The organism is Pleurocapsa sp. PCC 7319 (genome assembly GCF_000332195.1).
Lineage (GTDB): Bacteria > Cyanobacteriota > Cyanobacteriia > Cyanobacteriales > Xenococcaceae > Waterburya.
Map to the genome: position 1 here is coordinate 2,142,080 of NZ_KB235922.1, position 15,772 is coordinate 2,157,851.

At 38.4% G+C, this 15,772-nt stretch carries 14 protein-coding genes; 5 read left to right on the top strand and 9 right to left on the bottom strand.

Going from position 1 to position 15,772, the window contains the following annotated elements:
* The first annotated feature begins 17 nt into the window (after window positions 1-17).
* Entirely contained in the window at window positions 18-302 is a 285-nt protein-coding gene (locus PLEUR7319_RS0113540) for a hypothetical protein (protein WP_237743574.1), read from the top strand.
* 72 nt (window positions 303-374) lie between these two features.
* Window positions 375-1,469 carry a chorismate synthase gene (aroC, locus tag PLEUR7319_RS0113545; protein WP_019505774.1) on the top strand — a complete coding sequence of 365 codons (1,095 nt, stop codon included), beginning with the start codon at window positions 375-377 and terminating at the stop codon, window positions 1,467-1,469.
* An 8-nt stretch (window positions 1,470-1,477) separates the two neighbouring features.
* Here the strand turns inward: aroC and PLEUR7319_RS0113550 are convergent, their stop codons facing one another.
* The 3 genes from PLEUR7319_RS0113550 to PLEUR7319_RS0113560 all read right to left on the bottom strand — a co-directional run bounded on the left by PLEUR7319_RS0113550 (window position 1,478) and on the right by PLEUR7319_RS0113560 (window position 4,380).
* Window positions 1,478-2,638 (bottom strand): LptF/LptG family permease, encoded by a 1,161-nt coding sequence (locus PLEUR7319_RS0113550; protein WP_019505775.1) that lies wholly within the window; start codon window positions 2,636-2,638, stop codon window positions 1,478-1,480.
* A gap of 83 nt (window positions 2,639-2,721) precedes the next feature.
* Entirely contained in the window at window positions 2,722-4,134 is a 1,413-nt protein-coding gene (locus tag PLEUR7319_RS0113555; protein ID WP_019505776.1) for a hypothetical protein, read from the bottom strand.
* Between the two features lie 57 nt (window positions 4,135-4,191).
* The gene (locus PLEUR7319_RS0113560; RefSeq protein WP_019505777.1) at window positions 4,192-4,380 is read right to left on the bottom strand and encodes a hypothetical protein; all 189 of its coding nucleotides are present in this window, start codon (window positions 4,378-4,380) and stop codon (window positions 4,192-4,194) included.
* Between the two features lie 367 nt (window positions 4,381-4,747).
* On the opposite strand from PLEUR7319_RS0113560, the gene PLEUR7319_RS0113565 reads away from it, so the two are divergent.
* The gene (locus PLEUR7319_RS0113565) at window positions 4,748-6,190 is read left to right on the top strand and encodes an IS66 family transposase (RefSeq protein WP_019503489.1); all 1,443 of its coding nucleotides are present in this window, start codon (window positions 4,748-4,750) and stop codon (window positions 6,188-6,190) included.
* 203 nt (window positions 6,191-6,393) lie between these two features.
* Here the strand turns inward: PLEUR7319_RS0113565 and PLEUR7319_RS0113570 are convergent, their stop codons facing one another.
* From PLEUR7319_RS0113570 to PLEUR7319_RS0113595, 6 genes are all read right to left on the bottom strand, one after another.
* Window positions 6,394-6,843, bottom strand: coding sequence for an SRPBCC family protein (locus tag PLEUR7319_RS0113570; protein WP_019505778.1), 450 nt, complete (start codon window positions 6,841-6,843; stop codon window positions 6,394-6,396).
* Window positions 6,844-6,889: 46 nt separating this feature from the next.
* Window positions 6,890-8,347: a 9,9'-di-cis-zeta-carotene desaturase gene (gene zds, locus PLEUR7319_RS0113575; protein WP_019505779.1), complete on the bottom strand. Its 1,458-nt coding sequence runs from the start codon at window positions 8,345-8,347 to the stop codon at window positions 6,890-6,892.
* A gap of 55 nt (window positions 8,348-8,402) precedes the next feature.
* Window positions 8,403-9,071, bottom strand: coding sequence for a hypothetical protein (locus tag PLEUR7319_RS38105; protein WP_019505780.1), 669 nt, complete (start codon window positions 9,069-9,071; stop codon window positions 8,403-8,405).
* Between the two features lie 347 nt (window positions 9,072-9,418).
* Entirely contained in the window at window positions 9,419-10,954 is a 1,536-nt protein-coding gene (trpE, locus tag PLEUR7319_RS0113585; RefSeq protein ID WP_019505781.1) for an anthranilate synthase component I, read from the bottom strand.
* Window positions 10,955-11,297: 343 nt separating this feature from the next.
* Window positions 11,298-11,726, bottom strand: coding sequence for a photosystem I reaction center subunit II PsaD (locus PLEUR7319_RS0113590; RefSeq protein WP_019505782.1), 429 nt, complete (start codon window positions 11,724-11,726; stop codon window positions 11,298-11,300).
* Window positions 11,727-11,817: 91 nt separating this feature from the next.
* Window positions 11,818-13,866: a DICT sensory domain-containing protein gene (locus PLEUR7319_RS0113595; RefSeq protein WP_019505783.1), complete on the bottom strand. Its 2,049-nt coding sequence runs from the start codon at window positions 13,864-13,866 to the stop codon at window positions 11,818-11,820.
* 306 nt (window positions 13,867-14,172) lie between these two features.
* Here PLEUR7319_RS0113595 and PLEUR7319_RS0113600 point away from each other — a divergent pair, with 306 nt between their 5' ends.
* Complete coding sequence (locus PLEUR7319_RS0113600) at window positions 14,173-15,054, top strand: M23 family metallopeptidase (RefSeq protein WP_019505784.1); 882 nt, start codon at window positions 14,173-14,175, stop codon at window positions 15,052-15,054.
* Between the two features lie 126 nt (window positions 15,055-15,180).
* A complete protein-coding gene (locus PLEUR7319_RS0113605; protein ID WP_019505785.1) occupies window positions 15,181-15,726 on the top strand; it encodes a late competence development ComFB family protein in 546 nt (181 codons plus the stop codon).
* The last annotated feature ends 46 nt before the right edge of the window (window positions 15,727-15,772 follow it).

The following is a 15,772-nucleotide window of genomic DNA, read 5'->3' on the forward strand; positions in this document are numbered from 1 at the left end:
TTTACAGGCAATATGCGATGATGTTTCTCTTGGCAGCTATTGAATTATTTTTCGAGTCTACAATGGAATGCTCAATTATTAGCCGTGCTGGACAAGTATTAGCTAGAGGAAAATTAGTCCTTAAATATGAAGATGATGGCGAGATACGACTAAACCTAGAAACTAGAGGCGGAAAGCTGATTGAAGGAGGGGTTGTTGACCAAGACGGAAATTTAGAAAGTGCTAGTAATGTATTATTTGAAAATTGCTTTGCTACCTGGCGCATGACTGGGTTAACCTTGAGAGTTAATATCAGCTCTTAGAAAGAGATTTATAATTTAGCCACATAAGTTGCGATACAATACAAGTCGCTTTACTAGGACAGCAAAGGCATTATGGGGAACACATTCGGACATTTATTTCGTATTACTACTTTCGGAGAATCTCATGGTGGAGGTGTTGGCGTTGTTATTGACGGCTGTCCACCCCAACTAGAAATTAGCGAAGCGGAAATTCAGGTGGATTTAGATCGCAGAAGACCAGGGCAAAGCAAGATTACTACCCCCAGAAAAGAAAGCGATACTTGCGAAATAATTTCGGGAGTTTTTGAAGGTAAAACCTTGGGAACTCCGATCGCCATTTTAGTGCGGAATAAAGATGCCCGTTCTCAGGACTATAATGAGATGGCTGTCAAATACCGTCCTTCCCATGCTGATGCTACCTATGATGCTAAGTATGGAATCCGTAACTGGAAGGGAGGTGGACGTTCTTCAGCCAGAGAAACTATTGGTCGAGTTGCTGCCGGTGCGATCGCCAAAAAGATTCTCCAGCAAGTCACTGGAGTGGAAATTGTGGGCTATGTGAAACGGATTAAAGATATTGAAGCCGAAGTAGACCCCAACACTGTAACCTTGGAACAGGTAGAAAGTAATATTGTCCGTTGCCCCAATGCTAAATGTGCTGAAACTATGATTGAGCGCATCGATTTAGCCAGAAGAGATAAGGATTCTTTAGGTGGCGTAGTAGAATGTGTAGCCCGTAATGTGCCTAAAGGTTTAGGAGATCCAGTATTTGATAAATTAGAGGCCGATTTAGCCAAAGGCGTAATGTCTCTTCCTGCAACCAAAGGCTTTGAAATTGGTTCTGGTTTTGCTGGTACGACTATGACTGGTAGCGAACACAACGACGAATTTTATATCGATGAAAACGGCGAGACTCGCACGGTTTCTAATCGTTCGGGAGGAGTCCAGGGAGGGATTTCTAATGGAGAAAATATTGTGATTCGGGTGGCATTCAAACCCACTGCAACTATTGGTAAAGAACAGAAAACAGTAACCAAAGGTGGGGAAGAAACTGTTCTAGCTGCTAAAGGTAGACACGACCCCTGTGTCTTACCTAGAGCTGTGCCTATGGTCGAGGCAATGGTAGCTTTGGTATTATGTGATCGCCTTTTATATAATCAAGCTCAGTGTAAGACTTTATCTGTTTAAATTAGAGATTATAATATTCTGTGAGCACTACGATATGCTAAAAAATAGAATCCAAAGAGTAATCCTAGAAAATTTGGCAACCATACACCACAGAATATTGATATTACGCCAACTACAGCTAATGCTGTAAAAAATATCTGTGCAAAAAAGTAACTAAAAATAGCGATCGCGGCAATTCCCAAACTATTGGACTTGCTTGTTGTTCCTGCACTTATACCCAAAGACGAACCCAACAAAGTAAATACAAAACAGGAGAAGGGGTGAGCGTATCTTTCTTGGATGCTAATTTTAAGCTGGCGAATTTTTTTGACGTTATTGGTATTTGTAATTAATTTCAATCGTCGGTAAAGCTCCATGATATTCATCTCACGACGATCGCGATGATGATTGGCAAAATCTAAAATGTTTTTGGTTAACTTAAGAGATAGCTTTTCAAAGTTTCTAGTTTGAGCATAAGTACCATCTGGATTAAGAATATCTTGACGACCCCATAATAGCTGCCATAGTTGTTGTTTTTCGTTCCATTGTGCTGCTTGAGCAATAATTATTTCTTGCAACTTTTTATTTTGGTACTTGAATAAAGTAACACCTTGCATCTGTTTTCCATCAAAGCGATTAGCAATAAAAAGTAATTTCAAATGAGGTTTAAGTTTATTAGTCTCAAATTGTTGATAAATAATTTCTCTTTTGTTATATTTCGCTAATTTAGTTCGATCTACTCCCCATTCTTTTTCTAATATCATTGCTGCTCGATAATTGGCAGGAGGTACAATGAATTCATGAAAAACAAACATAAATCCTGTTACTATTAAGCTTACAAATAAAACAGGAATAATTATTCGATATAAGCTAACGCCAAAACTTTGCAAAGCAATGATTTCACTTCTCGCTGATAGTTGACTGAAAGTAATAATGGTTGCTATTAAAAATGCCATTGGTAAAGCCAAAGTTATAAAAGCGGGTAGTTTTAACAAGTGAATATAAGCAGCAATATTAATAGGTAATCCATCTCTACTTATAAATCTAATCTGTTCAAAAGTAATACCAACTAGTTCGCCAAGAATAGTACAAATGGCAACAGCAAAAATTAAAGGAGGAATGAACTGGCTGATAATGTAGCGATCTGCAAGAGAAATCTTTAGGTGTAGTTTTTTCAATAATTTACCCATCACCATAAAAAAGCTTTGAAAAAGTCAAGTAGATTTATGCTTTTTCAAAGCGGTAACTATAAACTTATTTTCAGTTTATTAATCTAAATACTTGTAGTTAAAGTATAATCACCTGGTGTCATTGGATTAACACTATCAACAGAAATTACATATTCAAAACCTGCTTGAATAGTAAAATTAGTTCTTTCTACTTGACCAGCACCTACATTATCAATTACGGCACCTACTAAATTAACAACTCCTAAGTTATCAATTGAAGAGATCGAAAGCTCTGCATCAAAGACTGAGTCTAGGGTAACATTAACAACATCACCTACATTACCATCAACTAAAAAATTATCTAGATAGAAGATGTCACCAGTTGCTGGATCTGTAAACCGATTATCGTCCTCGCTCAAACTACCCGTTAAACTATCTCTAGTTTGAATTCGATCAATGTCATAAATAGCATCCGTAGATGCATTAGTATCATCTAGACCTGCACTTATAGGATCAACATCTACTGTTTCAATAGCAAGACTATAGTTGCCTGTTTCATTCGGATTACGACTTTCTACGGATACAAAGAAAGGCTCTCCAGAACCAACTCCAAAAGTAAGTTCGTCATCTCCATCAGCATCAAATTCTAGTACGTTTCCCTTAGAATCTAAAATCATTAACAATGGATCAAATTCACTAGAAGAGATGTTAATCGTAACTATATCTCCTGGTTCTATCACAGTTTCTACTGGAAATGAATAGAAGTCATAATAATAGGTTTCATTATCAGAGATATAGGAATTATCTGTATCACTCAAACTACCAGTGACAGTTTGATTAGGTAGAGTAAAACTGGTAATAGTATTTTCAAAGTTGTTCGCTGTTGCAACAACTTCATCAATTGCTGAATTGATTGTCTCAGTAGATAGATCTAAAGCACCTAGGTCAATCTCTGCACCTAAACTTTGTAATTGAGAATCTGTTTGCACATTCTCCCAGGTGAAATCTCCTAAGAAATTAGAAGTAGGGTCGTTACGAATATTATTGAGTTCAACTACAAATTGATCAAAATTAAGAATTTGACCCCCAGCTACTTCAATAGTCTCTAATCTATTTTCAGGTGCTTGCCAATCAATTAAAAGAACATATTGATTAGATGTTGTATCAAAAGCATATAAATGACGATTATCGATGGTAAGAGCATAACTATCTGGACGATTAAAACCAATCCCACTGGTGATTAAACTATCTCCATTGGAATTACCATTATCCAAAATTACAACAGAATTATTATTGCCAATTAGATACTGGTCTTCCCCAGAACCACCTACTAAAACTGCATTTTGTTCTGAAGTTAAACTAGGATCTGTGCTTAGATTATCATTACCTTGTAAACCATAAATAATGTCGAGATTTGAGGCAAGTAAATTATTAGAATTATCATTTGCAAAAAAGCTGTTAAAAAGCGGGTCGTTGCCCAATGACCCTACCATTGGGTTCAAATTTCCAACTGTCATAGTATTACTCCTTAATTATTAATCTGTATACTTGAAATGTAAGTTTTGGAAAAATATTTACAATAAATCTCTAGTATCGCAGCGACTTGCATCACCAAAGCCATCAGAACATTCTACATTTGGAGGAGGAGTAGAACCACCTCCATTACTAGAACCACCTCCACTGCAAGAAGTAGTAAATAGAACAAATATAACTAACAATAGCAATGAGATTTTATTTGAGCCGAAACTTAAAAATTTGGTCATTTTTAAGATTATCCAATTAATTGTACTTTACTAACTTAAATGACAATTAAATTAAGTGTCTATAAGTGAATTTACTATGTTTTTTCTAGTGTTTATACTCAAATTTTTAAAAAAGGAATTAAGAAACTCCTAATTAGGTCTAATTTGATAGATAATAATTTTAAATAAGTGTTTTTCTTTGATAAAAGGAGAAAATAAGATCTTTCTTGATACAACTTTAATCCTTAGTGTTTTCAAGAGATATATTTGTCAATCAAGTAATTAGATTAAAAAAAAATACTTTGATATCAATAAAGGTAAGGATTCAGGTATTAAAAAGAGAGATAAGGTTGCACTCGTTAAGAAAACTGGGTAATGTAACGGTAAGATGAACCAGGAACCTGAGTTAAACGAACTAGAAAAACTCAACCAGTTGTCAAAAAAGGAACTGGTGAAGCTCATACTGAGTCAACAAGAAATCATCGAGCAGCTAAAAATAGAAATAGAGAAGCTAAAAATAAGCAGAAGCCTAGACAGTAAAATATCGTCAAAGCCTCCATCATCAGATTTACTCAAAAAACCAGAAAGAAAAGAAAAGTCATCGTCTCAAAAACCGAAAAAAAGTCCCGGGGGGCAATTAGGACATCAAGGGAAAACAAGAAAAGGATTTGGGCGAGTAGATCGCTGCGAAGTACTCAAAGCAGAAAAGTGCTTGAGTTGTGGAGAACTGTTAGCCTCAGCAGAATCAATCAAGATTGAAACCAACTCAGCAGCAGTATTAGTAGAAAGACCAATAGAAATAGTTGAGTATCAACGTCATCACTCTCTATGTCAGTGTTGTGGAGAAATAACATCGCCACAATGGTCTCATCAGATTGTACCAGGACAAGACTTGGGAATTAAGTTACAGGGATTACTAGGATGGCTAGGAAACTATGGGCATCTACCCTATCAAAAGCAGCAGGAACTATTGCGGGAGTTAGGTCAAATTGAAGTTGGATTAGGAACTTTAGTTGCCAGTAACCAAAGAATTTCAGCAGCTATTAAGCCCAGCATTAGTGAACTAGAAGAATGGATTAATCAGAATCATCCAACCTTAAATATTGATGAAACACCTTGGTCAGTAAGAGGATTAAAAGAATGGTTGTGGGTGTTTGCTAATCCGAATTTTTGCTTATTTCGAGCGGGGGATACTCGTTCGAGAAAAGAAATAGAAGACCAACTAGGCGCGCAGTATTCGGGAATCATTATCTCCGATGATTTCAGCGTGTACAATGGCTATCCGGTCGCAGCACAACAAAAATGTCAGGCTCACTTACGTCGTCACTGTCAAAGACTCATGAAAACACCAGGAATTGACAATGGATCAATGGGACTAGCTTTGACCGAAATTGTGGATTCTGCTTTTCGACAACATCGATTATGGCGTGAAAATAATCATCGGCAGCAATATCTCGATTCTACTACGCAATTAAAAACTCAAATCAATTTAGCTTTGAGTAAGTGGAGTGAGAAGGCAGGTTATGAAGCTGGTAAATTATTACGGAATTTGAAATTAAAAGCAGACCAATGGTGGTATTTCTTAGACCATCCAGAAATTTCGCCTGATAACAATCTCGCCGAACGTGCTTTAAGATTGGCAGTCACTAAACGAAAAATAAGTGGTGGTTCTCGCAGCATGACACGATTTCAAGATACAGCTAATTTATTGAGTGTGATTCAAACCTGCCGTTTTCAGGGTCGCTCTGTGATGGATTTTTTCACTCAAGCTTTATTGGCAACTATCGGTGTTATCGATCGCCCTTCTTTAATCCCTCAATTTAGTACCTGAATTCTTACCAATAAAGTCTTTTTTGAACAGCAAAAATACGTAAATAAAAGTACAGTTATAAATTCCAATTCTAATAATTCAAGTCAACTAGGTGTGCTTAATAACTCTGAACACCGCTGTATGTGATCGCCTTTTATATAATCAAGCTCAGTGTAAGACTTTAGCATCTGATTAAATTAGACAAATATTAAATCAAATGTCTCTTATTCCCCAGATTCAGCTTGCACCTTGACAGCATAATCTTTGAATCGTTCTAAATCTGCTTGGACAGTAGATTCCACAATGTCTCCAATTAAACTATCCATAATTCTGCCGATAATACCTGGTACGGCATAGGCGAAAGTCATTTTGACAATACTACTGCCTCGGCGATCGTAAAAGCGGATTGCTCCCTTATTAGGTAGTCCATCTACTGAACGCCATTCAATGATTTGTTGTGGGACAACCTGGACAATACGAGATAGCCAAGTAAAGTTAAAGCCCCCACTAGCTAATTTCCAACGGGATAATTCAGGATCTTCTTCCAAGATTTTGACTGACTCAATCCATTTCATCCAAATAGTCATCTGTTCGAGATCTGACCAGAGACTCCAAGCTAATTCAATGGGTACAGGTACTTCTATTTGTACAGTATGTTCTAGCCAATCTGTCATCTTTTTTGAAGTTCTATATTACTAAATTACCTAACAAAAATTATCTCTACACCATGACAGATTTTAGCTGTTCAGCATTAGCTAAGATTACTTTAGCTGCCTGCTTACCAGATATAGTTGCGCCTTCCATACTATCAATATAATCCTGTTGGGTATAACTACCCGCCAAGAAAAAGTTGAGTATAGGTGTTTGTTGGGGTGGACGATAAGGATCCATCCCTGGAGCTTCACGGTAAAGAGATTCGGCAAGTTTGACTACGCTATACCAAGTCATGTTTAGTTCTCTAGAAGAAGGAAATAACTGACGTACTTGTTCTAAGACGTGGTTGGCAATATCTTCATTCTTTTCTTTGATAAAAGGATCGCCGGGAGTTAAAACCAACTGAAGCAGTGAGCCTTCTCCTGATTTATAGTAGTCTCCAGGGCTGGCTAAGGCTAAATCAGCAAAGCAAGAAAAATCAGCATCGGGTGTATAAAGAAGATTATCAATTCCCATCGCCTGTTTTAACTGCTGGCGTTGCTGGGCATCATTTAATTCTGTTACCCAACCATCGAAACGTAACTGGACTGTGGCTACGGGGACAGCATCTAATTTATAAATATTGTCGAATTCTGACCATTTACGCCACTCTGAAGGAATAACTTTTTTAATTCCTGGAACATCGCAAGCACAGACATAGGCATCGGCAGTAATGGTTTCTTCAGTTTCTCCGTTAGCGACAACTATTCCTGTTACTTTGGTACTATCTGCAGTCTCATCAAATAAAATTTTTCTAACTCGCCGACGAGTATGTATTTTAGTTCCTCTCGCCTCTAAGTATTCCACAATAGGTTTATGTAAATATTCACTGGGAGAACCTTCTAACATCCGCAAGACAGAAGCCTCAGTTTTAGTAGCAAAAAACTGAAAGATAGTCAGCATACAGCGAGCAGAGATGTTTTCTGTATCGATGAAACCTAAGGCATAAGCGATCGGGTCCCACATCTTGCGTAGGCTACCATTATTTCCACCATGACTGCGAAACCAATCAGCAAAGCTAACAGAATCTAAGTTGCGAATGGTTTTCATGGCACCCTCAGAATCAACCAAAGCCCTGACAATCGGACTTGTACCCAGTGCTAAAGAGTTTGCCAGCTTATCTACAGTTGAAAGTTGTGAAGTAGCAAAAAAAGCTTTTAAGCCATTAAACGGCGCACCTGTGAGGAAGCGAAAATCTAGTTCACCTATCCTACCACCTTCATTGATAAAGGTATGGGTATGTTCTTTAAGGCGCAAATTTTCAATCGCCCCCACCTTTTTCATTAATCCAAACAAATTGTAGTAACAGCCAAAGAAGACGTGCAAACCCATTTCGATATGATTTCCTTCTTTGTCTACCCAACTACCTACTTTCCCTCCTACAAAAGGACGAGATTCAAATATTTCTACCTCAGCACCTGCATCAACTAAATCAATAGCTGTTGCCATGCCTGCCAATCCTGCACCAACAATTGCTACGCGCATTAAATCTAAAATTCCCGAAAAGCAGCTTTACCTTTACATATTTTAATATAAATTACTACCCTTCTAACTTTTCTTCACCAAATGCCTTCAACTTATTAAAGAAAGAAGAGACATCAGGTAGAGGTATAAACTGATGAATCGTCTTCTGCTCCTCAGACAATTCTGACCAATTAGCTTGATAGCGAAGTCCTAATGCTGAAACCAAAGAAACTTTCGGTTGTTCTAAATAATCTGGCTTAGGAGGAATTATGGCTGGATTTGATATTTCTGATTTTAAAACCTTATTATTTTGCCTTACTATGACAGCCTGTCGATTTTCCTTCCGTTCTCTGCTTGATTTTACTGGAATATTTGATTGATTTTTGGGAAAATCTTGCTGAGAAAGACTAATTTCTGATACTTTAGTTGGGCTTGAGTTGAAATTGGATATACTATTCAAATGCTTAGGTAGTCTTTGGCAGATTACCCGTTCAAATTCATAGGTAAAATGAGTATTTGGACTACCCAAGCGCAACCAAACGCTGAGGATATGTTCAATGGAGATTGCTTTATAACGTCCTAAATAAAGAGCTTCTATCGTTGCCAACCTAATCCAACTAGCATGATATAAATCTAACCAATATTTTAATAATTTTTCAGCATCATCTCCTCCCAAGTCGAAGCCATAACTATCTATTAAAGACAAAGCTTGATCCAATGATAAATCTGGAGTTATTTCTGTCATCGACCTTAATTTTGTTATTTTAAACTCAAATATATATACTGATTTATTTTGTGTGTATAGTAATTGACTTATTCTAACGATTAATCTTAGATAAATCTAATTTTTTTCAATAGTTTTAACATCAGTTTAGAATCATGACTCACTCACTAAACTACATTTTTGATTGTATTTTTAGAGAAGTAAGAAACAATTCATTTAACTTTAACCAGGTCAAGATTAAGGGGAAAATAACTCACATTTAATTTAAGCGATAGATTTCACACTTAGTATTCCCAAATTTATCGATTAAATTCAATTTAGTTCAGATTAGTGTGTTAGTTAATTATTTGATAATTACTTTTGACTAGTTAATTTATGCTTCTGATTGCTTCTAATAATCCTCGTGCTTTATTGAGAGTTTCTTGATATTCAGTCTCAGGAACTGAGTCGGCTACCACCCCTGCCCCGGCTTGTACCGAAACCATACATTGATTTTCCTTGTAAGATCTGACAATCATCGTACGAATGGTAATAGCACTATTAAGTTGTCCTTCAAAGTCATAGTAACCATAGACTCCTGAATAAGGGCCGCGTCTTTCTGATTCGAGTTCGTTAATAATTTCCATGGCTCGAATTTTGGGAGCCCCACTCACAGTTCCCGCAGGAAAGCAAGCTTTTAACAAATCCCAGGCAGTTTTATCGGGTTCTAATTCACCGACAATATTACTCACAATGTGCATTACATGAGAATAGCGTTCGATCATCATTAATTCATCTACCTTAACGCTACCCTTAACACATACACGACCCAGATCGTTGCGTCCTAAGTCCACTAGCATAATGTGTTCAGCGATTTCTTTGGGATCTGCCAGTAAATCTTGGGCATAAGCTTCATCTTCGACGCTAGTCTTTCCTCGGGGACGAGTACCGGCAATGGGTCTGAGATTAGCTTCAATTTTGCCATCACTTCTGACATCAGCTTTTACCATCACTTCTGGAGATGAACCAATCAGTTGCCAATCACCGAATTGATAATAACCCATGTAAGGGGAAGGATTAATGAGACGAAGAGAACGATAGAGGTTGAATGGATGACCTTGGTAAATGGTTGAAAGTTTCTGAGATATTACTACCTGAAAGATATCGCCTGCTCGAATATGGTCTTTTGCTTTAGTAACGTTATGGCAAAAAAGCTCCTTGTCAGTGTTGCTACAGTAAACTAACCCAGAACTATCTTCGGCACTATGGTACTTTGGTGCTTTCCATTCTAATGATTTTGCTTCTATCGGTAAAGGTAACTGTAGTTTAAGCATCAACTTGGTAACGCGATCGCTGGCATCTTGATAGGCTTGTTCTAAGCTGATCAGAGGATTGCGTAGGTCGGCATAAGAAATTGCCCAAATTTTTCGTTTTACCTGATCGAAGATAATCAAATTATCTACCTGCATCCAAACTCCGTCAGGCAAGTCTCCTGATTGAGGGGAATTTACAGGAACTCGTGGTTCAATCCAACGAATTAGTTCGTAACCCCAAACCCCGAATAAACCCCCTATACCAGGGGGAAGTTGAGGCAGCTTTACTGGTTTGATCGAAGCTAAACACTGACTACAAATTTCAAAAGGGTTACCAGTATATTCTGTAACTACTCCATTACGGTGAGTTTGGGTGGTTTTTTCTCCTCTAGCTTCTAGCACCCACATAGGATCGCATCCCAGAAAACTATAGCGACCCAGTTTTTCTTCCCCTTCTACAGACTCTAAAAGAAAATTATAGGGTTGACCAGCGCAAACTTTATACCAGGCAGATACAGGGGTTTCTAAGTCGGCAACTAATTCTTGGTAGAGGGGAACAAAATTACCCTGTTGTGCCAGCTCAATGAATTGGGAAAAATTGGGAAAAATCATGACAAAAGTAATGAGTAATTGCAGGTAAAAGATGAAACGAAACTACCCCATGTATAGCCGTATAAAGTTACGTTAGGACAAATTTATTTGATTGCTCGTAAGTAAAGGTGCGACCCCGCGTCGACGTAAGGCGCAAGGGAATGCGCACCTCCCGAAGGGTGAGTAACGAGTAACGAGTAATGAGTGTCCTAATAAAAGTTCGTATTGCTATAAATGCCAATTATAAAGAAATTTAGCGATACTTATCTCTAAAATATGGTTTTTTGTCGCCAAAAAGAAGGAAGGACGAGTCTGAAATCTAATTCATTCTTCATCCCTCCTAATTTTATCTTCTGTATTGCCCTTAAACTTCGTAAGGAGCTTTCCCAGAGAATTTAATCGTAGCTGGTTCAGGATTTTGACCAATACTGCGGTCTTTTTTACCGTTGAACTCACGACCTTCATTTACTTTTTCGGGGAATACACCATCTGCGGGATGCAGATATTGAGTTTCGCCGCTAGGAAATACGCGATAAATTTTATAGTCTTGAATTCTGGGCTTGAATTTAGTCCGCAACTGTGCGCCCAATGCCAAGCACTGTTCTTTGCGAGCTAAATAGAGTAGGTTTTCACCCTCATTCATAATTGCCGCGCCACCAGTGGGCATTTCAAATACTTGCTCTTTTTTACTAGTCCAAGTAATAGCGTATTTTTCTTCAACTTCCGCTTTGGTTAATAAGCCACCAGTGCTGCCACCAAATTGGGGCATTTTTCCAGAAAGTTCTTCTGCCATGTTTATAAAAATCCTCAATTAAAGGTATTTACGGCATCCTATCATTCAGTTCAGGGCAATATTGTGAGTATGTCAAAAACTGTTACAGTTTTTAGTTCTTTTTCTTTTTGTTACTTTTTTTCTTGCTAGTTGTGGATTTGGTACTCGTTTGTGCTGATTGCTGAGACTTATTACTCTTGGCTTTGATGGGAATAGTAAAATGAAATTTGCTGCCAAGATCTTTTCCTGGCGATTCTGCCCAGATTTTACCGCCCCAATTTTTGACTATTTGTCGACAAATAGCCAATCCCAAACCAGTCCCTCCTGCACTACGCCTTAAAGCTCCTTCTTCTTGATAAAAGCGATCAAAGACTGTTTCTAAACTATTAGTTTCAATACCCCTGCCAGTATCGGAAACCGTTACTTCAAGATTCTTGCCACCATTAGTCTTAACAGCGATCGCTATTTCGCCATCAGCCTGGGTAAACTTACAAGCATTGTCTAGTAGTTTGGCTAAAACTTCCACCAGCCATTCGCCATCAATCTGCACTAAGGGTAAATCTTTGGGAGTAGTTAAATTGGTAATTTGAGGCATTCCTCCTTCTTGGTGACGAGCCTTAACGTTACTGATGGCTAAATCTATACATTCACTAATAGATAAAGTTTCTAAGTTCCATTCCACACCGCCGCCTTCTAAACGAGAAAGGGTAAGAAAGTCCTGAACTAAATTACGCATTCTTTCAGCATCGCTGAGAGCAGTATCAAGCATCACCTGACTTAATTCGGGAGGCATATCAGGTTCACTTGCCAAACTTTCTAAACATACTTGAATGGTTGACAAGGGAGTACGCAGCTCATGACCCACAATAGCCACTAAGTTAGAACGGGTGCGGTCTAGAGCCTCTAGTTGTTCATTAAGGTCTTCCAAATCCGCATAGGCTTCAGCTTGAATCAGAGCTACTCCCACCTGAGTGGCGATCGCATCTACCAAGGCAACATCATCAGGTTTCCAAGCAATGGGCTTAGTTTCACAGTGGTGTAACTCCATCACCCCTAAAAGTCGACCGTGATAAAAAATGGGTACCAATAGTAAAGAAAACAGAGAATAATTTTGAATTAGGTTTTGAAAGAATTCTCCTGTCCCTTTAGCTTTAATGATCTCATTTACACGCTCGTCCTCCAGAGTATTATCCACACTAATTGTTTCAGTAGATGCCACTGCTTCCTCAAATAGAGGGTTATTGGCTAATTGCCATTTCATTCCCCTGACGGATTTAATACCTGGACTGGTAAACTCATAATCGACAGTAGCCACAGAATCGTTTTCATAGCAGCGATAAATAATACAGCGACAAACTCCTAGTCCTTCTCCTAGTTTTTGCACTGCTACCTTTAAGATTTGTTTCGTATCTAGCGATCTTCTTACCGCGTCGTTGACTGAATTGAGTAACTTTTCTTTTTGTTGTTTTGCTGCTAAAGATTTGTTGGCTTTTAATAACTTATATTGCCCTGCTTGAAGATAAGTAACCAATCGCTGCACAAACGGATCGGGATTGGTGAGAGGAGAATCAAGCTGTAGCTTTTTAGATGTTTCTATAGGAGAAGAAAAATATAATTGACGAGCCTGATTGATTTTGGCGGTTAGTTCTGGGCGATAAACAGCAATACGGTTGAGTAAAATCTCCGCAGCTTTAAGAGTAACAGTACGGTCAAATGTCCAAACTCCCTCAAAGCGACGATTAGTATCCATGGTGGAAACATCTTTCTGCTCTGTGAGAGGAATAGTTTTTTCCCGACAGATCAGACAACTAGCATATTGTTGAGCAATAATCACCAAGTGCCATTCTTGGGCCAGAGTATCAGTAGGTTCAAAAGCAATAGTTTCATAATTTTCAGAACTATTACTAAAGTCTGTTTCAGGAGCGGCTAAAACATATACGTGTTTAGATTTATGAGCAATTCGTCGATAACGATGAGCTTCCTGACGATAAAAACGCTCCCGTTGGAAACTAGCAATTACCAAAGGTGTATCCGAATCATTTAATACTAAATCTTCCATGGCGTGAGATAACGCTGTCAGAGAAGACTTAAAGTACATTTGCGGTCGCAAATTTGTGCAAGATTCTAGTAGTTGTTCCACCACAGAATTTAAATTGCTCATCTATAAATATTTTTTAGTAAGAACCTTCCCCGCTTGGGTTGGAGTACCCTTACTTGCCTTTTAAAGCAAGCTTGAAGATTAACCAACTGCTCTAGCCTGACACTATCATTGTGGTAGCATGCTGGCGTGCCTTGGCAAATCAATTTGACACAAAAGAATATTTCACTTATTCCAATATCCTACAAAAAACTCGCTAACTAACTACAATCAATAATTATAATTCGCAACAATTACCGCAGTTTGCCATAAGTTGGAATACACTTTGAACTAGTTTTTAATCATCATTGTCATCATAATCAAGAAATTATGTTTGAGGGCTGTCGAACAAATCTAACTGGAATTACCACCAAAATAATGTTAACCTTTGGCTGTGCTGGTTTGCATAGCTTAACCTCTCTTCCTGCTCAGGCTCTAGAAGTTCAAGTTTCACCCGAAACTCCCCAACAGGGTGACACTATTTCCGTCATCGTTACCACTGATGATCCCAATATTCCCCCCAGTGTTACTTTAGACAGCAAAAACTATCCTCTTTTTGAGAATAATGGTATATATCGCGCTTTGATTCCTACTTCACCCTTAAATTCTGCTGGTAAAATGACTCTTCGTGTTCAAGGAGATAATCAGGTTAGTAATATTGGTGTCTGGTTAAAAAATCGCAATTTCCCAGTACAACGCATTTGGCTAAGTGGCAAAGCTTCTCGTCCAGCAACTCAGATAGAATTAGATCGAGTAGCTGCCTTTAAAAAATTAGTTACTCCTGAAAAATTTTGGCAAGGTTCTTTTGTGAGACCGAATGCTTCTAGCATATCTACAGGATTTGGCGTGCGTCGTTACTACAACGGCGAATTTGCCTCGGACTACTATCACAAAGGAGTTGATTATGCTGGTGGTTATGGCTCGCCCGTAATTGCTCCAGCAGCAGGCAAAGTTAGCTTAGTCGGTAAAGAAAGTGAAGGTTTTCATGTTCATGGCAATATTGTGGGCATCGATCATGGACAAGGGGTATTAAGCGTTTTTATGCATCTACAAGACATTAACGTCTCAGAGGGAGCAATGGTTAAGGCTGGTCAACAAATCGGCACCATTGGCTCCACTGGAGCTTCTACAGGACCTCATTTACATTGGGGCTTATATGTTAATGAGGTGGCGGTAGATCCAGTTCCTTGGAGGTTTAGCGTTATAGAATAATTTAAAGTTAGAAAACATCAGATTTTTCGTCTTTTTTAGACTAATGTCTTTTCGATTCTCAATATTAGCGATTAAGATAGGTCGGAAGGTTTACTTAATTCGAGTTGATTATTATCGGAAATTACTATGGGAATCAAGTCTATTGTTGAACAAGCTTTACAAGATGGTTATCTAACTCCCAGCATGGAAGCGGAAGTAGGTCGAATTTGTGATACGGCCGCAGAACTATCCGTAGAAGAGTACATGGCTTTGGATAAGCTGATGGGCTCGCTGCTCACTGGAGAAGTTGTTGCTGTTCCTCGTAAGCAGTTTATCAATGTCATGGAAGAATTAGTCTTAAGCGATGCTATTACTCGTGTTGCTGAGATTGAGCAAACCAGCGACACTTCTCTTGATGTGGGAGATATTGCCGCTTACGCCCTTAATCGGTTGCCTCCACTGTATGCAACTACCGAAGAAGGAGCCAATTATCAGCGTCAACGAGCTCGGGAAGAACTACAGGATTTAATTCAAGAACAAGTAGCTGAGGCGATCGCTCGCTATCTCGATCGCCCAGAATTTTTCCCCGAAAGACAAGCTTTGGGTGGGAAAAATGATTCTGATGTGGCAAGTCAACTGAGTAGCTTGCTTAAAGATTATGCTCCCAATTACGAACAAAATCCCATTTCTTAGATACAAATAGTCTTCTTGCAGAATAACGTCAGGAACTTTTGTAATT